Source organism: Chloroflexota bacterium, from assembly GCA_015478725.1.
Classification (GTDB): Bacteria; Chloroflexota; Limnocylindria; order Limnocylindrales; family CSP1-4; genus C-114.
This window is the reverse complement of record JADMIG010000001.1, coordinates 41,801-63,731: the sequence shown is the minus strand read 5'-3', so window position 1 is coordinate 63,731 and position 21,931 is coordinate 41,801. Positions and strand designations below refer to the sequence as shown.

The following is a 21,931-nucleotide window of genomic DNA, read 5'->3' as shown; positions in this document are numbered from 1 at the left end:
GATCGGCCCCCGGGGTGATCCCGCGAGCCGCACCGTCGTCGTCGCCCTTGGCGTGACGGCCGTTCAGGCCGTGACCGGTCAACGGGCGTTCCCGGTGACCAGGAAAGAGCCTGGCACGGAACTCCCGAGCGACTGGGGAGGGGTCGTGCCGACACTTCACCCCGCCTTCGTTCGCCGTCGAGGGCTGGATGGGCTGGGAGTACCAGATGCTCGTCGCGGACCTCAAGCACGCGTGGCGTCGTGCCCTCGGTCCATGAGCTGGTCAGGATGAGTGTGCCAAACGTCCCCACGTTCCAGCTGCGGTTCCCGCTCGCCGAGGTCCCCTTCTGGGCGGCTCGCTACAGCTCCGCCGACGACTCGGCTGTCGAGGCGATCGGGAAGGCAGCCCGTCGCCGGGGCTGGTACACCCGAGACGAGTTCCTCGTCGTCACCCGCTGGAAGACACAGCGGACCAGGAGCCGCTGCGAGAAGAACGACGAAGCTTCCGTCGAGGCCACAACCCGGCTCGCCCTCTCGACTCCCGACGAGCGTCTCCGGATCAAGGCCCTGACCCGGCTCCATGGGGTCCAGCTCCCGACGGCATCGGTGCTCCTTCACCTTGGTCATCGTGAGCTCTATCCGATCATCGCCTACCGGGCGCTGTGGAGCCTCCGTGTCGAGGCCCCGCCCTCCTACTACTCGTTCGGGTTCTGGTCGGCGTACACGCAGGCGTGTCGGTTGCTGGCAGCCGAAGCCGGGGTGTGGATGCGGACGCTCGATCGGGCGCTCTGGCAGTACGCGAAGGAACGGCAGGCCCTCTCGGGCGACGCGGGCCTCGTCGAGCCGACCCCGGACGTCGGCCTGACACCGGCTCAAAGCACCGCCGCGCCGACTTCGGACGTGCGCCCGATGATCTCGAAGGTCATGGGGGTCGACGCAGCCGCCGGTAAGTGGCTCGCTGTGCTGCTCGTCGACGGCGCCTTCGTCGGAGCGGACCTTCAGCCGTCGCTCGCCGCCCTGCTCGAGCGCCATCCCGACGTCGGGGTTGTCGCGATCGACATCCCGATCGGACTTCCGGTCGGAGGAACGCGACCGGCCGATGATGCGGCCCGCACGTTCGTCGGGCCCGCCCGTGCGTCGTCCGTCTTCGAGACGTTCCCCCGCGAGGTGCTCGAGGCTCCCTCATACGAGACGGCGGTCGAACTGGCTCGCCGCCTCGTGAGCCGCGCCCCGAGCCAGCAGGCGTACGCGCTGCGGAAGTACATCCTCGAGGTGGCCCCCGCTGCAGAGAGCGACCAGCGGATCGTCGAGGTCCACCCGGAGGTGAGCTTCCGGGCGATGCAAGGGACGCCGCTCCGCTACTCGAAGCGCAGCTGGAGCGGCATTGCGGAGCGACGGGCGCTCCTCGCGGCGATGGGCATCCGCCTCCCGGAGGACTTGCCCGACGGCGGCCGGGTCGCGCCCGACGATGTCGTCGACGCCGCGGCGGCGGCGTGGTCCGCGCTGCGGATCGCGACGGGCCACTCGGGAACGCTGCCGAGCCCGCCGCCGCAGGACGCCGCCCTCGGCGGCGTCATCCACTACTGAGGCCGACCCATGGGCGTCCCGACGTCCCGGCTGCCCACCAACGGCCGGTCTCTCGTTTCGCACGAGGATCGAGGGAATTCCTGACGGACACGCTCGCGTGTCCGTCGTGCGTGGCGATGCGCAGCGCGTGCGTGACGTGGCGTCCCCGGCAGGGTTCGAACCTGCGGCCTACCGCTTAGAAGGCGGTTGCTCTGTCCACTGAGCTACGGGGACGTGGGACCGAAGCGGGCCGCCGCGCCCGTTGGACGTCGCGGCGGCCCACCTGGAGCTCGGGTGGCCTCTTCGCCGGTGATTGCACCGGACGGTGGGGACGGGCCCGAAACGGCGCCCGGAGCCCGACGAGGGCGCGACGGCCGCCATCGGACGCCCGGGCGTCGAACGGTTCCGCGCGACAGCCTCGAGCTCGGCCCTAGGGTACGCTCACCAGCGCGTCGCGGCCAGTGCCTCCGCTCACCCGTCCGATCGGGCACTGCCCGCGTGCTATGCTCCGCGGCCCGCCGGCCGGGACCGGTGGACGGAGCGTGGAGGTGCGGCGGCGTGGCTCGAACGGGTAGAACGGTGGAGACGGCCCAGCTCGCCCTCGAGCTGCCGTTCGGGCTGCCCGACCTGTCGATCGCGCCGGAGTGGAAGGACCAGCCTCGCCTGTGGGGCCACAGCTTTCATCCGATGTGCTCGTACCTGGCGAGCTTTCCGGCCGGTCTCGCCCACGCGTTCGTGGCCCGCTGGTCGCGGCCCGGCGACGTCGTCCTCGATCCCTTCAGCGGACGCGGGACGACGCCGCTCCAGGCATGCGCGGAGGGAAGGATCGGCGTCGGCAACGACCTCAACCCGTTCGCCCATGTGCTTACGGCCGCGAAGGTGGAACCGCCGACACCGGCCGAGGCCAGGACCCGGGTCGCCGCGCTCCGGCTCGGCTGGGCCGCCGCATCGCCGGGCTGGCTCGCCCTCGCCGAACGGATCGTCGGCCGATCGGATCACCCATCGGCGTGGGTGCCGGCGGCCGGGTCGCGGACCGGTCCAGACGCCGGTCTCGAGTCGGTTCCCGCCGAGGTCGCCCTCGCATTCCATCCCCGCACCCTCGCCGAGCTTCTCTTCGTCCGGACATCGCTCCGTCTCGACGACCGGACGGACCGCTTCCTCGGCGCGGCGATCACCGGCATCCTCCACGGCAAGAGCCGGAGTTACCTCTCGGAGATCATGCCGAACACCTTCAGCATGGCCCCCCGGTATGTCCGGGAGTTCGCCGCCCGGACGGGATTCGCATCGCCGGAGCGCGACGTGTTCGCGGGTCTCGAGGCGAAGCTCGATCGCCTCTTCCGCGATCCGCCCCCCGCTACGACGGGGATCGCCCTCCTCGGCGACGCCCGCGATGCCGGTATTCGGGCGCGCGACGCGCTCCGCGCCCGGGGGCTGCCGGATCGCATCCGCCTCGTCGTCACCTCGCCGCCGTATCTGCGGGTGGTGAAGTACGGCTACTACAACTGGCTCCGCACCTGGTTCCTCGGCGAGGACGCCCGCGCCATCGACGCGACGCTCGACGATGCGCACCATCGGGAGCCATATCTCGCCTTCATCCGCGAGGTGCTGGCCGGTCTTCGGCCCGTCCTGGCGGATGATGCCATCGTCGCGCTCGTCATCGGCGACGTCGAACTCGACCGCGGTCGGGCGATCGCCGACGGGTTCGGTCTCGCCGAGCGGGTCTGGGATGCCGCTGCGGCGCCGGAGGGCTATACCCTCGCGGGCATCGTCATCGACCCGGTCGCGGCCGACCGCAAGATGACCAAGCTCTGGGGCGACGAGGCCGGGCGCGCGACGAAGACCGACCGGATCCTCGTCCTCGGCGCCGGCGAGTCGGGACGGCGGCGGGCGCTCGCCGGAGCGACGGTCCCGATCGGCTGGGACTGGCCACCGCGCGGGCTGCGCGCGATCTGACGCGACGGCGGCGCGAGCCGCGCCGCCGTCGCCGAGTGCCGCACCGAGCGGTCGGCGCGATCGAGGCACCGCTACCATGGCGCCATGAAGCAGATGTACGCGCCGTCCGACCTCGCCGCGATGGATCCGCTCGTCCTCATGAAGAACCTCGATCACGTCCGGATGACGAGCCGCCGCCTCAGCTACATCCTCCAGCAGCAGGTCCACCTCTACACCCCGGAGGCGAACCAGCTGCGCGAGCAGATCGATACCTACGTGGAGGCCGAGCGCCAGGTCGAGGGCGAGATGGCCCGTCGACGGATCCGCGCCTGACCCGCGCGCCGGCTCGTCCGGCAGCGACCTATCCGGTGGCTGCGATGGACAGTCGAAGGATCCGCCGCGCATCGGTCTCGGCGTCGCCGTCAGGGTCGGCGGCGGACTCCCCGACCGGCCCCCGGTCCGCCCTCATCCGCCCGAGGCCCGGCGGTCGTCGGTCGGCCTCCTCGCGGACGATCTCGCGCGCGATGGCGGCCAGGGCCGGGGTCTGGAACAGGCTGAACCCGATGCCGTGGTCGGCAAGCTCGGCGAACCCCCAACCGTTGTAGAGCCGACGGCTCGCGACCGCGCACATCTCGTCATAGAGCTCCGGCCAGCCGACTCGACGGCGGCGGTGACAGAAGCGGACGAATGCGGCGATCTCGTTCGTCGGCGCGGCCTCGTCCGGCCTCTTCGACTCCATCGATGGGCTTCCTCCCTTCCTCACGCTCGCTCGACGGAGGGCGCGCGTGACCGCGGGATGGCGATCGGAGCGGGCCCTCGACTCCCCATCCACGACGCCTCCTCGGTGCGTCGCGTCGGACGGGGAGGTCATCGTAGGCGGCGGCAGTGGGGACCGGAAGGGGGTTTGTCCACGTTCTCGTCCACAATGTCGTCCACACGAACGGGCGTTCGCGGCCGCGAGGTCAGGCGGCCGGCCGGACCCCGAGGCCGGGCGTGGCGGTGAGCCGCCAGCGATGGTCCGGTCCGAGCTCGAGCCCGGTGAACGGGTCCTCGGCGAGGAGGAGGCATCCGTCCAGGTCGACCCAGTCGGCGAGCGAGGCGACCGCCGCCGAGGCCGCGATCCCGACGCTCGTCTCCTCCATACAGCCCTCGAAGCGCTGGAAGCCGAGCTCGGCCGCTCGGGTCAGCATCCGCTTCGCGGGCCCGACGCCGCCGCACTTGGCGAGCTTGACGTTCACGCCTCGCACGACCCCGACGAGACCATCGAGGTCGTCGATCGTGACGGCGCTCTCGTCCGCGACGATCGGCAGCTCCGAGCGTTCCTGGAGCCAGGCGAGCTGGTCCAGCCGGTGGCGCGGGAACGGCTGCTCGATGAGCTCGACGCCGAGCCTCACGAGATGCGGCACCAGGCGGGCCCCGTCGTCCGGCTGCCAGCCCGTGTTCGCGTCCACCCGGATGGGGCCCGTGAAGACGCGCCGGACCGCCTCGAGCGTCTCGAGATCGTGCGGGCCGCCGACCTTGATCTTGAGGGCCGGGAAGTGGCTCGCCCGGGCCGCCCTGGTGGCGACGACGTCAGGCTCGTCGATGCCGATCGTGAAGTCCGTCGGCGGGATCGTCGCGGACAGGCCGAGCAGGCGGTGGACGGGCATGCCGAGATGCTTGCCCACGAGATCGTGGAGGGCGATGTCGAGGCCGCATTTCGCGGCCCCGTGGTGGGCGATCCGCTCGTCGAACGCACTGCTGATCGCGGCGAGTGACGCCTCGGCGGCGTCCGCCGTCGCCCCGAGGCGATCGGCGTCGATCGCGGCGAGAAGGATGGGCGTGACAGCCGCGATCGTCTCGAGCGTCTCGCCGTAGTACGCGTCCGGGTAGCCCTCGCCATACCCGACGAGGCCGGGCCAGTCGGCGTGGCGAAGTTCGACGATGACGCTCGTCATCCCGTCGCCGCCGTGGGAGCGGGCGATCCGGAACGGGTCGCGGTACGCAACGAAGATCGAGCGCGCCTCGATCCGGAGCGGTCCGGCTGCTGCCGAGAACCTCATCGGACGAGGGCGTCCACGGCCGGCTGGATGGCGGCCCAGAGCGGGCCCGGGCCGAAGCGGAACGGGTCGTCCGTCGGGAGACCGGTGAGCTCGGCCGTCGCCGTGATGACGCGTCGCGCCTCGTCGGGATCCGCGATGAGCGACGTGTTGAGGGCGACGCCGACCACCTTCGAGGGCGCGACGAGTCCCGCGACCTCCTCGTGGATCCGGATGAAATCGGGCAGCGGGTGGATCGGGAAGCGGCGACCGTCGGCGTGATCCAACTCGTGGTCCTCCATGCCCGCCTTGTGGACCATGACCATCGCCTGGGGCGTGCACCCGTGGATGAGGCCGAGGGTGACGGCGCTGTACGCCGGATGGTCGAGCGAGCCCTGGCCCTCGACGACGATCCAGTCGCCGCGCTGCTCGCCCTGCTCGACGAGCCACTCGCAGGTCCCGTTGCTGAAGTCGCTGATCACGCGGTCGACCGCGACACCCCAGCCGGCGATCATCATCCCCGTCTGGCCGGTGGGGACGAATGCGGCCCGCAGGCCCGCCTCCGTCGCGGCGCGAGTCAGCTCGAGGGCGACACTCATCTTGCCGATCGCGCAGTCCGTGCCGACGGTGAGGATCACCCGCTTGCCCGGACCGTGGAGCCGGCCGAGGGCGGTCTCCATCCGCGCGGGCGGTCGGCGGTAGTCGATGACCTCGACGCCCCGCTCCGCCGCCGCGGCGGCAAAGTCCGGGTCGTCTCCGATGAACGTGTGAAGGCCGGACAGGATGTCGAGGCCGGCCCCGATGGCCCCGAGGATCGTCACCCGCCAATCCTCCGGGAGCCGCCCTCCGGTCGGCGCGATGCCGATGAGGAGGGCTGTCGCCGGCGAACCCGCGGCCTCACCGGTGGCGAGCGCCTCCGCGAGCGAGGCGACCACCGGGATGTCGTACCGCGATCCTTCGCCGAGCCATTCGTGGACGGATCGACCGGCATTCGTCGAGTCGATGACCGCCACGACCGGGTCGGGGCCGTAGCGGATCACCCCCATCGCCGTCTTGCCGTGATGGAATCCGAACTGCCCCTCGGCAAGGATGACGATCCGCCGACCCGAGCCCGACGATGCCACGCGTGCGCCTCCCGACTTCAGCCCCCGGAACCGGTCCTGACCCCCGAGCACCGGGAGCATACGGTGCCCCGGCCACGTCGCGCCCCGGGCCACCACGAGAGACGCCCCCGGGGCGCGGTCCGGGGGTACGCCCTGTACAACACGCGGGCCTGGCGCGCCTCAGCGAGCGGGTGCTCCCGCGCATGGCGTGGACTGCGTGGGAACTGGTGCTCCGGCTACCAGCGCCCCGACCATCCGGCGAGCGATCTCACCGTCGACCATGTCGTCCCGCTTGCCATTGGCGATGCCTCGTTCGACGTCGCCAACTGCGCGGTGCTGTGCCGGTCCTACAACTCGACGAAGGGCGCATCGGCGGACGGGGGCAGGGTAGCCCATAGGCCGTCGAGCCTGCCGGCAGACCGCGCCTCCCGTCTGTGACGCGACCGAACGTGGAAGGGCCCCGGGTTGGCGCCCAGGGCCCGAAGGTCGACTGGTCGCGCACCCTCAACGTGGGCATGGGCTCAGTTCTCGTCGAAGGCCATGCCCCCGAGGGGGTGGCCCTTGCAGACGATGAGGGGGCAGGTGCCCATTACATGTCCGTGCGGACACAGCGTGCCGCCGGGTTCATCTCGAGGCGCGGGGGTGGCCGTGTTCCCCGGGCGGAGTGCGGCTCGCCACGGCACGAGCAGCTCGGCCGCCCCCTCTGGGGCGCTGCTCGCGGTCAACGCGAAGGCGGCATCCACGACAGCCCCACGCGCGGAGGCGGGCCAATCGGCGAGGGTGCTCGAGACAATCCGCGCGACGGTGCTCCAATCGCGCGGAGCGCCAGCCGCGCCGGCGGCGCTGGTCACCTTGGCACGAGACGGCTCGTTCTCCTCGTCCAGCCACTCGGTCGCAAGGCGATGCCTGGCGCCAGTGGAGAGCACCTGGGCCCGGGCGATCGTGTCGGCGAGGACCTTCTTGAACTCCGGACCGGCCGGTCGCACCGGTGCCGCGACAGGCCTCGTCGGAGGCTCTGTGGGGCGCGCCGGTGGAGTCGTCCCTGCCGCGGTTGCCGTGGGCTTGTCCCAGATCGGCCGCTGCTGGACCGGCTCAGGCCCCAGCGCGACAGTGACCCGCAGGCATTTCTCGATGTAGGTGCTCGCCGCAGCCGTGAGCGAGGTGCGGTCGTAGAACGCGAGGATCGCCCGCTGCAGCTCGCGATCCGACGGCATGACCGTCGAGCCACGGAGCTGGCGAGCAACCGCCTGGACCTCGGACGGCGGGATCTCCTCGAGGTCCCGGGCGCCGCGCTTCCGAACGACGACCTGCGGCTGATCGGGCAGGCGCAGCACGCGCTCGGCGAGCGAGCTGCCGATCCCCGAGGGCACCGCGATCAGCCGCCCTTCGCGCTCGGCTCGAACCGCCGCCTTGTTCAGCGGCGAGACGACGGTGTGGACCAGCCGATGGAACCCGGCCGCCTGCAGGATCAGGCGATAGGCGCGCCGGGCGAGCACCGGACCTTCGGCGGCGACCACGTCGAGCAGGATGGCCACGAGGTCACCCTGCCTCGCATACCGGGGGTCCGAGACGTCCGAGCCCGCCCAGGCTCGATAGGCGGGCACCTTGCCGAGCACGGCGGGGGCGATGGGAGCGACGGGCTGCGGGGTTGGCGCCGGCGCGGGAGCCGGTACCGGAAGGGGCTCAGGCGGGAGCGGCGGCGTCGGCTGCTCGGGCGGACCTGCTCCCTCGGCCGGCTCCTCGAACGGATCCAGCAGCGCCTCAACGACCGCCTCCAGGTCGCTGCTGTCGACCGCAACGGCACCCGGCTCCAGGGCGGCCACCCCGAGCTCTCCGAATGGCCGAATCCCGACCTCGCCGAGCTTCAGCCACAGCGAGCGGAGCGCGGCCTCCGGGTCCAGGTAGAACTCGCTCTCGCGGATCCGCACGAACCGCCAGCCGACGCGCTCGAGGTCCTGCTGGCGCGCGAGGTCCTTCTCGAACTGCTCGGCGCCGTGCCACTCGTCGCCGTCGCACTCCACCGCGAGCCGGTTCTCGCCGCCTGTGACGACGAGGTCGATCCGGTAGCCATACGCGGGTACCTGTGGGCGGACCCGATAGCCGCGGTTCTTGATCCGCAGATAGACACGCTGCTCGAACAGGCTGTCGAAGGCCTGATGTCGATCCCGCTCCGTGACGATCCCGAGGTCCGGGTCCGGATCAGGCATCTCCGGATGGAGGAAGTGCTCCAGCAGCTTCCACCGCAGGCAGTCCGGGTTCAGGTCCGCCTGCGTCACGGAGTGGAATAGCCACATCTGGTCCCGTGCGCGACTCGCGGAGACATTGAACCGGCGGCGGATCACGTCACTCGTCTGCGCTGGAAGCCGGTTTCCCTTGTCCGTCGGTGCCGCCACCATTCCCAGGAACATGACGTCGCGCTCATCGCCCTGGAAGGCGGACGCGTCGCCGCACTTGATCCGGCGGCTGAGCATCTCATCAGGCCCGATCCGCTCCAGGAGCAGGCGCTCCACGTACCTGGCCTGATGCTCGCCGGTGAGGCTGATGACGCCCATCGACCGGTCCGCGTACGCGGGATCGGCGATGCAGGCGACGATCGCCTCCGCCATCTCGTGCGCCTCGTCGCGGTTGAGGTTGCCGCGCACCCCGACCGACCGGGTGGCGCCGGCGACGTGGCTCGAGCGGAGGGGCGGGAGGCGGTCGGCTCCGAACTGGCGCAGGGGCTCCAGGGGCGAGTCGGCATAGGAGATGCGGTTCGAGAAGGCGATGATCTCCGGCATGCACCGGAAGTGCTCGCGCAGGTACGTGCGGTTGCCGGTGAACGCGATGTCGCCGAGGTCGAACAGGCTGGTGGTGGGCGCGATCACGCTCCCGATGGGCTGATCGCCGAGCAGCTCCTTCTTGATCGCCAGCACTGGCGCGAGCTCGAGGCCTACCGCGTCCGGACTGATCTGCTCATCGTCCCCGACGATCACGACCTTCTTGCCCAGCCACCACAGGAACAGGGCATCGACCCCGGACTGGCTCGCCTCGTCGACGATGACCACGTCGAACGCATCTCGATCCGGCGAGAGCGACTCGGCGACTCGGTAGGTCGGCATGATCCAGGCCGGCACGGCAGCTCGGCACTGCTCGAGCTCCCGCTGGGCATCGGCCAGATAGGTCGGCGCGTACTTGCCCTTGCCCTGGCCATACTTCTTCATGGCCTTCTGGTAGAGCGTCAAGTGCATGCGCTGGCCGAGGGTCAGCGCTGTGAGGCAGTTCCGCCATGCGAGGTGCTCCCCGATCGAGCCCGTTAGGCCGCGGATCTCATCGTTCAGGATCGCCACGCGACTGACGGCGCCACCCGACGACGCGTCCAGCATGTCGTGGAGCCACGCCTCGGCCTTCGCCCACCAGAACGCGGCCTCGTAGCGGGCAAGGCGCTCAGTCCACGACCCGTCCGTGGCCAATTGCGCGAGCGTGGGCTCCGGCGTCTGCGACATGAGCCGGTCCATGAGCTCATCGCGCCGCCGCACGCGGCCCGCTTCCTGCCAGCGCTCCTCGACGGCGGCCCGGGCTGTCGCGAAGGCCTTGGCGTCGCGGGCATCGATGGCCACGAGGACGATCGGGACCAGATCGCCAGGCTCGTCGGTCACCGATCCCTCGACCCGATCTCTGTGGCCTGCGAGCTCTCCGACGGCGGCCTCGAGTGCCGCCCCGGCATCGACGGCCCGTGCCGCCCGACCAAGCGCCACCCAGCCCTCTGTATCGGCCCATGGGGGCAACGGCAGGCCCGGCATTCTCGCCGCCACCGCCACCACGTCGGCCCGGCATCCCTCGGCAGCCACTACGCGATCGAGCGCCGGCAGGAGCTCTTCGAGGTTGGCCAGCACGCTGTACGCAGAGTCGTCCGTCAGGCGGCGCTCCTGGGACCAGGCCGCGCGGGCTCGATCCGCGGCGACACGGGCGTCGATCCAGGTGCGGAGCCGCTGCAGCGCTGGCACGGAGACGGGCTCCAGACCGTCGATGCGCACCGTCCCCAGCGCCAGTCGCGCGTCCTTCACGACCCTCGGCTTGAACGGGCCGAATCCCAGCCCGCGGCCCTCTTGCAGGTGAGCCAGCAGCGCATCGATCGCGGCGCGCGCCGCGATGGGCTCAACGGCCAATGCCCCGGTGACGAGTACGCCGTCCGCGGTCGCCGCCGTCTCCCGCAGCGTCGCGATCCACTCGACGGTGCGGGACTTGCGCTCCCGCCACCTCGCGACCGGTCCGCCGAGAGCGGCCTCGAACGCGGGCAGCTCCCAGGGCTCGGCGACGGCCACCGTTGCCCGCGCCTGCAGCAGGCGATCGATCGCCGCGGCGAGGGTCATCCGGTCGGCGTGGGTCGCGGCGGTCAACGCCGCCGCCGACGGTAGCTGGCGGCTCTCGGCCGCACCTGCGACCGCTACCTCGAGGTCGGCGATCCGCGAGCACAGCTCGGTGAATGTCTCGACCGTGGGCAGATCGGGGAGCGGCACGCGGCAGCGGGCCTCGATCTCCTGGGAGATCGAGGTGGCGAAGGCTGCCAGCTCCGTCGCCTCGGCATTGGTGAGGGTAGGCGCATCGCCGGCCATGCCGGTCGCCCAACCCAGGGCGTCGCGCTGCTCCGCGATCTCCGCGGCGATCTGCGACAGGGTGCCCCGGTAGCCGCCCAGGCCGGGGTCGTGGACCTTCGCGTCCCCCTCACGGACCTCTCGGATCGCCGCGAGGTGGCGCCGGCGCTCCTCGTGCGCTCGCTCCCGCAGCTGCCGGAACCGGGCGATCCGGTGGTCGATCTTCGGCGTCTCCCACTCGGGGTCCGTAGAGCGGTTGACGAGCGCGCTGACCGAGCGCTGAAGCTCGCGCATCCCCGCCCGTCCGTCGCCGACGAGGCTGACGGAGAGCGAGCGGATCTCATCGGGCAGCTTGTCCAGCAGGACCTCGAGCGCGCGACTCGTGTGGCTCGTGACCAGCACGCGTTGGCCCGTCGCGAGCAGATGCGAGACGAGGTTGGCGATCGTGTGCGACTTCCCGGTACCGGGCGGCCCGACCACCACCACCCCATCGGAGGTCGTGAGCCTGCGGAGGACATCGAGCTGCTCGGCGTTGTACGGCTTCGGGAAGTACAGCTCGTCCGTGTCGGCGACAGCCGCTGCCCCGGCGCCGGTCGATGACGATCCATCGGGCTCGGCCACGAGTCCCGCGACGAGGCCCGGGTCCAGCGTCCCGGCTTCGAGCTGCTCGTCCACCTTCCGGTAGAACGCGAGGAGCGATCGCGTCGTTCGCTTGCGAAGGATGAGCGCCGGCGCGAGCGCGACGAGCACGCCCTCCGACGGCATTGCCGGGGCGTCGATCCCAGCGTCAAAGACCGCGTCGTGGCGCATCGCCTGCGTCCACGTCGTGAGGGCGTCAACGAGGGTCGTGCCCGCCCAGATCTCCGTGCCGGCCGCGACCAGGGCTGCATGCGCCGGCTCGCGGAGCTCCTTACGCGGGACGAGCGCCGGGTCCAGCATGTCGTCCTCGAACTGGACGTCGATGCCGTCCGGCGCCGGCCGCACCGTGATCCGCCCCGTCTGCGGCTCGTAGTGGACCTCCGCCCGCATCGTCACGAGGTGGCGGCGAATTCGACCACGCTCTCCTCCCGGAACCAGCGCCAGGCCCGCGGCGACCACGGTCTCGAATCGCTCACCGAGTTGATCGGCCTGCTGCTTGATCCGGAACAGGCGCTCGTAGAGCGCCAGGAGGGGAACTCGGGGGCCATACCTGGCGGTCCAGTCGCGCCAGGCGTCGAGATACTCGTCGTATGCCGCGACGACGTCGTCAGGCAGGTCCTCGCCTTCGTCGAGGTCGCGCAGGGCGGGCTCGGCGGTGCTCTCCGCGTCGTCAACGAGCCAGCCCCACAGCGTTGCCGGGGCCTGAGGCCGTTGCGGGATCCGTGGACGCTCGATCGCGATCCAATCGGCGTCGGCGGTATGTCCTTCGTGCGTGACGCAATGGCTTCCGGACATGTCTGGCACGGAGGCGAACCAGACGACCTCCTCGTACTCGCCCACGTCGCGGACGGGTACGGTCCTCATCTGCGTGAGCCGCCGGAGGAACTCGACGAGGTTCCTCGCGCGGCGGCTCAGTTCAGCCTGATCTGGGCTTGTCAATGCCCCCTGCCCTTCCGATCCCGAAGCTCGGGTTACGCCACCCAATGTACCGGCCCGAGTGACAGCTTGAGTTGCCCACGCGAGGGCCCCGTCTCCGCCGAGCACCCTCTGCTGCGTTGACGATGGCGGCCAGTGCGATGGCCTTCGTCCTCGGGATGACGATGATCCCGATGTGCTCGTGTACCGAGTACACGAGTTGGGCACGCGGATGCCAGAAGTATCCGAATCCCGATCGATGGAGCAGACGTCCCTGATGTCGAGGCTGCGTAGATCCCTCCTGCGCCCCGTTGGATCCCGTACGCGGGTGCCCCGACGGTGGGTCGGGAAGGACGCGACTGACTCGATGGGCTCGACCGCCCCTACTCTTCGCCCTGGCGCCTCCGATCGGCATCGCCTGCGAGCCGGCGGAACTCGGCGACGATCGGCGGCGTGATGTACGGGTTGTTGGCGCTGATCAGGTCGACCGTCCCAACAGCGACATCGATCGCAAGAGCGCCGGCTTCAACGAGGGCGATGAGCGGCCGAAGGCCACGCATCCTCGGCACACCATGGGCGTCGCACTCATCGCCGAGCGGGCCGTCGTTGGTCCAGGCGATTCCCCCGGCATCGCGCGCAACGATTATGCAGACCTTGTCCGCGAACGAGAGCGCAGGGTGGGGAATCGCAGCTTCTCGGAGCTGGTCCAGCGTGGGCTCGACGACCTCCAGGCCGAGTGCCGCGCACTTCAGCTCGTCAAGGCCGTCGACCTCAGCGAGAACAGGCGTGGGGATGATGACCCGTGCCAGGTGCTGAGCGATGAGCCCTAGGACGGCCTCGTTTGCATCCGCGATGTCGATGAGCACACTGGCGTCACCGACGAGCGTGGACCGAGGCGTCCCCTCCACCGGCTACGCCCAGGATTGGTGAAGATCGCGCATCTTCCGGAGGTCGAGACCGAGGATCTCGGCCGCGCGACTGAGTGACATCCGCCGTTCATCGAGCGCCCTCCGGATGAGGCGCATCCGGCGGTCGGGATCGAAGTCGCTCGGGGCAAGCTCAAACGGTTCGCGACCGCGAAGGGGTTCCGGGGCCGCAGTTCCGCGCGCTGCCGGGGACAAGGGATCGGGCTCGTCGATCCGAGTCAGCGCCCGGCCCAGACGCCCCTTCGCCTGTGCCATGAAGCGTGGCCAGACATCCTTGAGTCCGTGCTCATCGAGGCGGTGCAGCACGCTCCTGTAGCTCACCCGGAAGATCCGCTTGATCTTCATCACGGCGTCGAACAGCGAAAGCCCTCGTACCTCCTGCCACTCCTTGGTGAAGCGTGGCTCGGGCATCAGGAGATACGCCGCAAAGACATCCGCCTCGCGTTCCGCGTCGATGTCCTCGGCGACCTCGTCTGGGTTGAACTCGTCTCGGTGGAGGAGCAGATGGCCCAGCTCATGAGCCGCGGTGAAGATCTGTCGCTCCACACTGATGCGATCCCAGCTATTTACGACGATCGCAGGCCCTGAGCCATCCTCGGCGACGGACAGGCCAAAGAACCCGTCCGAGGCGATCTCAAGCCAGAGGACTTTGATCCCGACCTTGTCTTCGAGGAGTCCGCTGATGTCGAAGATCGGGTCGTCGCCGAGCTGCAGCCCTTCCCGGACGAGTTCGGCCGCCTTCCGGGCGCGATCTCGTCCCTCGGGGGGGCTGAAGTTCCGGAAGAGATAGGGCCGCGCTTCGTCGACAAGCCGTTCGAGAGACGCGTAGTCGTCGAGCTCGCGCCCGACATCGTGAAGGATCCGAGGCCGGTCCTTCAGCCTGAGCTTCGACCGAAAGCGCGCCCGTGGCGGCGGCGGTGCCGGGAGCAGCAGGTCGGCTGGTGACACACCGAGCGCCTTGGCCAGCGCGACGAGAGTCGAGGCCCTAGGCTCGCTCAGCCCAGTTTCCAGGTTCCGGTACGCGGCTCGGGACAAGCCGGCTGCTTCTGCCGCTGCCTCCTGGGTGAAGCCGCGCATCCCCCGCAGCCGCTGAAGATTCGCCCCGATGTCCGCGGTCGGCGAAATTGCCATGAGTCCGTCTCCCTGATGAATACGCTGCTAGACTAGTCGATTTGACGATGTCCGTCAAGTTGAATAGTATGAGGCTATGACTCCGAGCGTCGTCCCGATCCTTCTCGGCGAGGATTACCAGCACCTCTACTTCTGGATCCAGGCCGCCCGCCTCTTCATGGAGGACGACCCGGCCGAGGTTGTCTACGTCGAGCACCCGATAATCCAGGCGTTCGACGATGTCGTGGCGGTCAACCGCGTCCCGCTGTACAGCCACGACAACCGACTCATCGAGGTCGACCATTACCAGCTCAAGTACCACGTCGACGGCCGAGAGACAATCCGGGCGCTCGATCTGTCGACGCCGTCGTTCATCGGCGCGACCACGCACTCCCTCCTGGACAAGGCGTACGCGGCCACGAAGGGCGGCGACATCGCCAAGCGCCTGACCCTTGTTACGGCCTGGCGCTTCGACCCGGACGACATCCTGCGGACGCTGGTCAGCAACAACGACGGCGAGATCATCACGAACAAGCTGTTCGTCGACGGGCCGAAGTCGGAGACGGGGAAGGTCCGGGAGCAGTGGCGGGCCGATCTCGGCGGCGTCAGCGATGAGCACCTAGAGCGCGTGCTGCGCCACCTCCGGATCCGGGACAACGTGCCGATGCACCGCATGAAGCAGGACCTCGGCTACGCTCTCGCCCTTGCCGGCATCGCTCCGCCGTCCGATGGGGAGCTGGACAACCCGCACATCTCGATGGTCCGGCGCTTCATCCAGGGCGGCCCACGAGAGCACCGGGCGACGTCCCTGCGGCCATTCCTGGAGAAGGCGAAGCTGTGGCGGGGCCGGCCGCTCCGGGCTGAGTCGGATCCGCGCGACATCGCGATCAAGAGCTTCTCGCGGGGCGCGATCAACCTCGAGGACCACGCCGCGACGCTCGACCTCGTCCCGGACTTCCACGGCCGGTACAAGGCCGCGGAGGTCGACTGGGATCGCGACCTCGCTCCTCGTATCCGCTCGTTCCTCGACGAACGGATCAGCGGGAACCGTATGTACAACCTGTACCTCGACGCCCACCTCTCGATCGCCTACCTGGCAGGCCACCTACTCGGGAAGAACGACACCGTGGCGCCCGTCCAGAGCGATGGTCGGGTGGTCTGGCGCCCGACGGGCGCGGTTGTTGCGGGCGAGCTGTGGACGGTTCACGAGGAGCAGCTCGGCGACGGCCCTGGTCTGGCGATCGCAATCGAGGTAACCCGCCCGACGGCCGAGGACGTCCGGCTCTACGCCGACAAGCACTCCCAAGGGATCGGACGGATGCTGGTGCTGACCATCGCGGGCGGCACCGGACCCACCTCGGTGCGTGACGGCGATCACGCCTGGGCCCTCGCGCGTGACCTCGGCCAGATCGTCGAGGCGCGCCGGACGACGGAGGAGCGGGCTGCCCCGATCCACGTCTTCGCCTCGGTCCCGGTGGCGCTCGCGTACCTGATCGGGCACGAGGGCCGAGCCTTCGGCCGCTCGACCACCTACGAGTTCGACTTCGACAACCGCACGCCCGGCGGCTACACGCCGGCGTTCCATCTGCCGCTGAGTGCCTAAGGGAGGACTGAACCCGTGACCACCGCGACACCCGCATTCGAGCGCTTTCTGAAGAACGTCCGTCTGCCGGAGGAGCTCGCCAACCAGTGCCGGGACGAGCACCTGCGCCTGCGCGGCCTGTTGCTGGCCGACGCGGATCTCCGCGACATCATCGTCTCGACCTTCCTCCAGGGCAGCTATCGCCGGGACACCGGCACCAAGCCCAACGGCGAGGACCCGCACGCCGACGTCGATGTCGTCGTGGTCACGACGCTTGACCCGATCCGCTACACGCCGGACCTCGTCGTTGCCCGCTTCACGCCGTTCCTCGAGAAGTACTACCCGGGCCAGTGGGAGCGCCAGGACCGCGCGATCAAGATCACGCCGGCCGGCAAGGACGTCACCCTCGACCTCGTCGTCACCGCGGCGCCGTCGAAGGTCCAACAGGAGTTCTTTGAGTCGGTCGACCCGACGTTCAAGGCCGCCCGCACCGGCCTGCCCGCGCCGGAGCCCCTGAACTTCCGGGAGGCCTTCGACCGCATCGCCAAGAGCGCCCGGCTCGAGGAGTGGCAGCGCGATCCGCTCCTGATCCCGTCGCGCGACCTCGGCCGCTGGGAGCGGACCCACCCGCTCGAGCAGATCCGTTGGACCCATGAGAAGAACGACAACATGGACGGCCACTACATCAACGTCGTCCGCGCCATCAAGTGGTGGCGGAAGGAGAACCCCGATGGGAAGTACCCGAAGGGCTATCCGCTGGAGCACCTGGTCGGCGACACCTGCCCCGACGGAGTCGGGTCGGTAGCCGAGGGCGTGACGCTGGCGCTCGAGGCGATCCGCGACAACTACCGGATCGACGTCCAGACCGAACAGAAGCCGATCCTGCCCGACCGCGGCGTGCCTGAGCACGACGTCTTCAAGAAGATCACGCCCGAGCAGTTCGCGAGGTTCTGGCGGCTGGTCGCGACGGCGGCGGGTGCCGCACGCGAGGCGCTGAACGCCGAAGCCAACGCCACCAGCGTCCAGCTGTGGCACGACCTGTTTGGCGAGGAGTTCCCGAAGCCGCCGAGGGACGAGTTCAAGGAGTCGGTCGCCGCGGCACTTCGCAGGGGCCCGGCCGGCATCACGGGCGGCGCGATCGTCTCGGGCGGCGGGCGCCCGATCGTCCCGGGCCGATCGTTCGGTGCCGACCACGAGTAGGCCCTCGGATCGCCGCCGCGGGCCGCTGGGTCCGCGCAAGCCAGTCGCGCTCGCCGAGCGCGTTCATCGCCTCGCGCGCCTCGAGGGAGGGCTGGGCGATCACTACGCGTTCGAGCGGGTCTCGACCAACTTCCGACTCCAGGCGTACATCTGGCTGGTCCCGGTCTCCGTGCCGGCCTACGACGAGCGACACGTCCTGCGGATCGAGCTTGACGAGCGACGCGCCGTGCAGGTGACCGCCGAGGGCTGGCACGGACCGATGCGGCACACCTTCGGCGCCAACCGACTCTGCATGTGGTACCCGAAGGACCCACCGAACCGCCAGTGGAACCGAGCAGATGGTGTGCTCAAGCTCGTCGACACAGCGGTGGCGCACCTCTTCAAGGAGCTCTACTTCCGGGAGACAGGCGAGTGGCTCGGCGAGGAAGTGCATCGGGACGTCCCGAAGATCGAGCAGCGCGCGCCTCTCGATCGCGCCGCTTGACGAGTGGTCCGCTGGACGAAGCCGAGCCTCGAGTGCTCCCGAGAGGGTTTGTGACACGGGCTGTAACACTTGTCACAGACGACGATGCGAGCGTCACCCGGTCGAGGGCGCTCGCATCGTAATAGAACATCTGTACTGGCGCGCCCGACAGGAGTCAGCCGCGCCATACCTATTTGTTTGATCCTCGGCTCCGGCTCGACGGCTACCTACCGTCCCGGGGGCGCGGCGCGTTCGTGCTCGGTCGCGAGTCGCTCGAGCAGCCAGGCGACATCGCGGAGCAGCTGAGCAAACTCACCTGCGCCGGCCGTCGCGACGTCGCCGTAGAGCGCGTCGTTGCGGAAGCGGCGCGCCCGATCGAGGCGGCGCAGGCGTGCCCGCTCGGCGTCGCCGACGAGTTCGGTGGTCGCGTCGATCGCCGCCCGGTGGTGACCAGGCTGGCTGGTCACGCGGTAGCCGGCCAAGTCGAGGAGGCCTGCGCAGCAGCGGTATCCGGCCTCGTAGGCGACGGCCATCGCGCGATCGCGATCGACACCCGCAAGCACATCTTTGGCGAGCGCGAGATCCTTGCGCGAGCGGTCCAGCCAGCCCGCGACGCGGCCGGTGTCGGGCGGCTTGCGCTGGAGCAGGCCCGCTCGGACGAGTTCTGCGAGGGTAGGCGCTGGCATCGGTCAGCCACCCACCGTGGTCGGGACAAGCTGGATGCGCGGCCCGGCGAGGACGGTCTCGATGAACCGGTCGCCTGCGGCGCGCAGCCGCTCCAGCTCTGCGCGCTCGTGGGTCGTGACGTTGACGTCGCGATCGAGCTCGCGCTCGAGCTCGGCGAGTCGTTCGGTCAGCGCCACCTGGTCGACCGCTCCGATGACGAACAGGTCAAGGTCGCTCGTCGCCCGCTCGTCGCCCCGCGCGTACGAGCCGTACAGGAATCCCTCCTCGACGCCATCGAGATCCGCGAGCGCCGCGCGTAGGCGGGCCTCGATGCCGATCGTCTTGCGTACGAGCGAGCGGATCTCGGCCGCGATCGGCGAAGCGTCGTCGACCCGGTAGCGACGCGCCCGGCCGATCCGTTCGGAAGTCAGGACGCCGGTCCGCTCGAGCCGGTCGAGCTCGGCCCCGACGATCGTCGGCGAGCGGTCGAGCTCCCGGGCGAGCTCGCGGACATGGCGAACAACCCCCGGCCGCGAGAAGAACCGCTCGAGGATCTGGCGCCGGACCTTGGACTCGCCAAATAGCGCGATGTCAGCCTGCACGTGGACATATGTACACCCCGAGGCGCACATCTGTCCACCGGCTGGCCCGGCCCCGGACGAGGCCAACGAAAGGCCCGATCCGAACGTGGATCGTGCCAGAAATGGCGAATTTGGTACCGCATACCGGATTCGAACCGGTGGTCTCCGCCTTGAGAGGGCGGTGTCCTGGGCCTCTAGACGAATGCGGCGCGGCGGCTCGGCGGCACTCCGTCGGACCGGCCGGCATGATACCAGCCGACCGCGAATCGACGCCATCCGGTCGGCGCCGGGCAGGCACCCGGCGCGGCTCAGAGCCGGTTCGTCTCGAGGAATGCCCGGACGGCCTCGGCCACCTGGACATGGCTGTGCTCGCCGGCGACGAGGCCGAAGTGCGAATGGGCGCCGAACGGCTCGTAGGCCGCCCCGAGCCAGTCCGCGAGTCGTTCGGACCCGGGCTCCGGGACCATCCGGTCGAGGCCGGCCCCGACGACGAGGATCGGGACGCCGACCAGGCGATCCCGGTCCACGCCCACGCCGCTGAGGACCTCACGTCGCGACACGCCGGATTCGTGGGGCTTCTGGCCGAGGAGGTGCTGGATGCGCCGGACGTCGTCCAGGGTCAGGTCGCTGTTGTCGCGCTGGATCCGCTCGGACAGGGTCTCCCAGCCGATCCGATCCTTGCCGTACACGTCGCCGAGCTCACGGAGCTCGTGCAGGCGGGCGGGCACGCGAAGGTCGCGCGGCAGCTCCGGACTGAGGAGGACGAGCCCGCCGACCGGATGCCGCTCGGCGGCCTTGAGCGCGAGGAGTCCACCGAGGCCGTGACCCACGAGGACGGTCCCGTCGCCGAGATGATCGAGGGCCGCGAGGACGTCGAGGACGTACGACTCGACGGTCAGGGTCGTGGGGTCCGCCGTCTGCGACCAGTAGTGGTTGCGGAGATTGACCGCGTGCCCCTCCCAGCCGCGCGACGCGAAGTGACCGAGATAGCGCTCCCAGACCCACGACCCGCCGAGTTCGCCATGGACGAACAGGAGCGGCCGCCGCCGCGAGCGGCGCTCCGGCAGCCAGCTCTCGATGTACACGCCCCGATCGAACAGCTCGATCTCGTCCTTGCGGATCGGTCGGGCGCCGAGGGCCTGGCTCGCGAGGGTGGCGGCTCCGTGCGCTGGGTCGGTCATCGTGCGGTCGTCCTCGTTCGCGCTGATCTCACCATTCGTGAGGGTTGATGAGCAGGCCGCTGAGAGCCTTGGGGAAGAAGTACGTCGACTTCTGGGGCATGACGTCGCCGGCCGCGGCAACCGCCACGATGTCCGCGACGGGGGTGCCCTCGAGAAGGAACGCCGCGTCCGCTCCGTCGACGGCCCGTTCGACGTCCTCGATCGCCTCCGACGCCGATTTGGTGTAGCGAACGCGTCCGCCCGCGATCGACGCGCCGTCCATGCCGGCGAGTCGCTCGAGGACGACCTGCAGGCGGACGACATCGAGGCCACGGACCGCGCTCCCACCCGGGGGCAGCGCCGCCTCGAACGCTCGTGGCCTGGCGCTGAGGATCGCTCCGCCGGACCGGGTCCACAGGCCGAATCTGCCGCGACCGCCCGCCCGTGGATCCGCCGCCTGCGCCGCCGGACCGAAGGCGTCGAGGAGGGCGGACGGCCCCTCCACCGGCGACACCTCGAACCAATCGCCGATCGAGGCGAGGAGGGCGGCCGTGCCGTCGTCGCCGAGTCCGAGCGCGATCCGATGGGTCGGCAGGACGGTGAGCGGTTCGCTCGTGGCGAGGAAGAGGGTGAGGATGTAGTCGAAGGCGGGATCCTCTTCGCAGGACCGGCTCATGCGCCGTTCGTCGCGGTAGCGGAGCGCCGTCTCGTAGCGATGATGCCCGTCAGCGATCGTGATCGGCCGCGCACCGGCCACGGCGGTCAGGGTCGCGGGCGACGGATCGACCGGGGCGTCGTCCCCGGCGGCCGCCGCCGGCAGGATCCACATCCGATGGCGCACGCCGTCGCCATCGGTGACGTCGGCGACGAGACGCCCCGCTTCCCCGTTCGCGACGCGCGCGAGAACCGCGGCTGCGCGGCGATCCGGATCGTCGAACAGCGCGACGACGGGGCTCATGTTCGCGCCGGTCGCCCGGAGGAGCTTGTATCGATCCTCCTTCGGCGCCGTGAGCGTCCGCTCGTGGGGGAGGATCGTGCCGGCCTCGAACGGCTCGAGCCTGAGGCGCGCGAAGAATCCGCGCTGGGTGTGCTCGACTGCCGTCCCGGGCACAGCGTAGGTCTGCTCGTAGACGTAGAGCGACGGTCGCGGATCCTTGTGGAACGTCCCGTCCGATCTCCAGGCGGCGAACGTCCGGGCGGCGCGCCGGTAGCGGTCGTCGGCTTCGTCGCCGAGCTCCGCGGCCGGCAGGTCCAGCCGGATGACGTTCCTCGGGTGGCGGGCGAGGAGCTCGGCCTGCCCGGCGGGATCGACCACGTCGTACGGCGGGCTCGTGACGAGCCCGAGGTCGCCGACCACCTCCACCTCGTATCGAAGCGCGCGGAAGGGTTTGATCTCGGGCACAGGCTCCTCGGGCAGCGGCGACCGGGCCGACGACGATCGCCGGACGACGGGTTTCGGGTTCGCCGCCATCGTACGACAGGCGTGCCACAATCGACCCCGCCGAGGCGTGGTCGCGGCG

Annotated in this window: 16 protein-coding genes and 2 tRNA genes; 6 read left to right on the top strand and 12 right to left on the bottom strand. The window is 70.1% G+C overall.

From position 1 onward, the window contains the following. Positions 1 to 888: 888 nt before the first annotated feature. Positions 889 to 1,566, top strand: coding sequence for a DUF429 domain-containing protein (locus IVW53_00265; protein ID MBF6604004.1), 678 nt, complete (start codon positions 889 to 891; stop codon positions 1,564 to 1,566). A gap of 137 nt (positions 1,567 to 1,703) precedes the next feature. On the opposite strand, the gene IVW53_00260 is transcribed toward IVW53_00265, so the two are convergent. After that, positions 1,704 to 1,779 (bottom strand) — tRNA-Arg (locus tag IVW53_00260). Positions 1,780 to 2,124: 345 nt separating this feature from the next. On the opposite strand from IVW53_00260, the gene IVW53_00255 reads away from it, so the two are divergent. Both IVW53_00255 and IVW53_00250 read left to right on the top strand, forming a co-directional pair. Further along, entirely contained in the window at positions 2,125 to 3,498 is a 1,374-nt protein-coding gene (locus IVW53_00255; protein ID MBF6604003.1) for a hypothetical protein, read from the top strand. A gap of 84 nt (positions 3,499 to 3,582) precedes the next feature. Next, complete coding sequence (locus tag IVW53_00250) at positions 3,583 to 3,810, top strand: hypothetical protein (GenBank protein ID MBF6604002.1); 228 nt, start codon at positions 3,583 to 3,585, stop codon at positions 3,808 to 3,810. 28 nt (positions 3,811 to 3,838) lie between these two features. On the opposite strand, the gene IVW53_00245 is transcribed toward IVW53_00250, so the two are convergent. The 6 genes from IVW53_00245 to IVW53_00220 form a co-directional block, all read right to left on the bottom strand. After that, on the bottom strand, positions 3,839 to 4,216 hold the full coding sequence (locus IVW53_00245; protein MBF6604001.1) for a hypothetical protein: 378 nt from the start codon (positions 4,214 to 4,216) through the stop codon (positions 3,839 to 3,841). A 223-nt stretch (positions 4,217 to 4,439) separates the two neighbouring features. Beyond that, a complete protein-coding gene (locus tag IVW53_00240; protein ID MBF6604000.1) occupies positions 4,440 to 5,519 on the bottom strand; it encodes a dipeptide epimerase in 1,080 nt (359 codons plus the stop codon). Beyond that, entirely contained in the window at positions 5,516 to 6,679 is a 1,164-nt protein-coding gene (locus tag IVW53_00235) for a DUF1611 domain-containing protein (protein ID MBF6603999.1), read from the bottom strand. The genes IVW53_00240 and IVW53_00235 overlap by 4 nt, the downstream gene beginning before the upstream one ends. A gap of 440 nt (positions 6,680 to 7,119) precedes the next feature. Continuing rightward, a complete protein-coding gene (locus IVW53_00230) occupies positions 7,120 to 12,672 on the bottom strand; it encodes an AAA family ATPase (protein MBF6603998.1) in 5,553 nt (1,850 codons plus the stop codon). A gap of 434 nt (positions 12,673 to 13,106) precedes the next feature. Then, on the bottom strand, positions 13,107 to 13,631 hold the full coding sequence (locus IVW53_00225; protein MBF6603997.1) for a hypothetical protein: 525 nt from the start codon (positions 13,629 to 13,631) through the stop codon (positions 13,107 to 13,109). A 3-nt stretch (positions 13,632 to 13,634) separates the two neighbouring features. Continuing rightward, the gene (locus tag IVW53_00220; protein MBF6603996.1) at positions 13,635 to 14,780 is read right to left on the bottom strand and encodes an ImmA/IrrE family metallo-endopeptidase; all 1,146 of its coding nucleotides are present in this window, start codon (positions 14,778 to 14,780) and stop codon (positions 13,635 to 13,637) included. Positions 14,781 to 14,856: 76 nt separating this feature from the next. Between IVW53_00220 and IVW53_00215 the strand changes: the two genes are divergently transcribed. The 3 genes from IVW53_00215 to IVW53_00205 are packed head-to-tail and all read left to right on the top strand — an operon-like array spanning position 14,857 to position 18,025. After that, on the top strand, positions 14,857 to 16,362 hold the full coding sequence (locus tag IVW53_00215; GenBank protein ID MBF6603995.1) for an SAVED domain-containing protein: 1,506 nt from the start codon (positions 14,857 to 14,859) through the stop codon (positions 16,360 to 16,362). A 15-nt stretch (positions 16,363 to 16,377) separates the two neighbouring features. Beyond that, positions 16,378 to 17,541, top strand: a complete 1,164-nt coding sequence (locus tag IVW53_00210; GenBank protein ID MBF6603994.1) for a nucleotidyltransferase — start codon at positions 16,378 to 16,380, stop codon at positions 17,539 to 17,541. Beyond that, positions 17,525 to 18,025 (top strand): hypothetical protein, encoded by a 501-nt coding sequence (locus IVW53_00205; protein ID MBF6603993.1) that lies wholly within the window; start codon positions 17,525 to 17,527, stop codon positions 18,023 to 18,025. The genes IVW53_00210 and IVW53_00205 overlap by 17 nt, the downstream gene beginning before the upstream one ends. A gap of 206 nt (positions 18,026 to 18,231) precedes the next feature. On the opposite strand, the gene IVW53_00200 is transcribed toward IVW53_00205, so the two are convergent. From IVW53_00200 to IVW53_00180, 5 genes are all read right to left on the bottom strand, one after another. Next, complete coding sequence (locus IVW53_00200; GenBank protein MBF6603992.1) at positions 18,232 to 18,690, bottom strand: hypothetical protein; 459 nt, start codon at positions 18,688 to 18,690, stop codon at positions 18,232 to 18,234. A 3-nt stretch (positions 18,691 to 18,693) separates the two neighbouring features. After that, the gene (locus tag IVW53_00195) at positions 18,694 to 19,272 is read right to left on the bottom strand and encodes a nucleotidyltransferase domain-containing protein (GenBank protein ID MBF6603991.1); all 579 of its coding nucleotides are present in this window, start codon (positions 19,270 to 19,272) and stop codon (positions 18,694 to 18,696) included. A gap of 111 nt (positions 19,273 to 19,383) precedes the next feature. Next, positions 19,384 to 19,460, bottom strand: a tRNA-Glu gene (locus IVW53_00190). A gap of 99 nt (positions 19,461 to 19,559) precedes the next feature. Then, positions 19,560 to 20,432 (bottom strand): alpha/beta fold hydrolase, encoded by an 873-nt coding sequence (locus tag IVW53_00185; GenBank protein ID MBF6603990.1) that lies wholly within the window; start codon positions 20,430 to 20,432, stop codon positions 19,560 to 19,562. Positions 20,433 to 20,460: 28 nt separating this feature from the next. Further along, on the bottom strand, positions 20,461 to 21,813 hold the full coding sequence (locus tag IVW53_00180; protein ID MBF6603989.1) for a DUF1015 domain-containing protein: 1,353 nt from the start codon (positions 21,811 to 21,813) through the stop codon (positions 20,461 to 20,463). Positions 21,814 to 21,931: the final 118 nt, after the last annotated feature.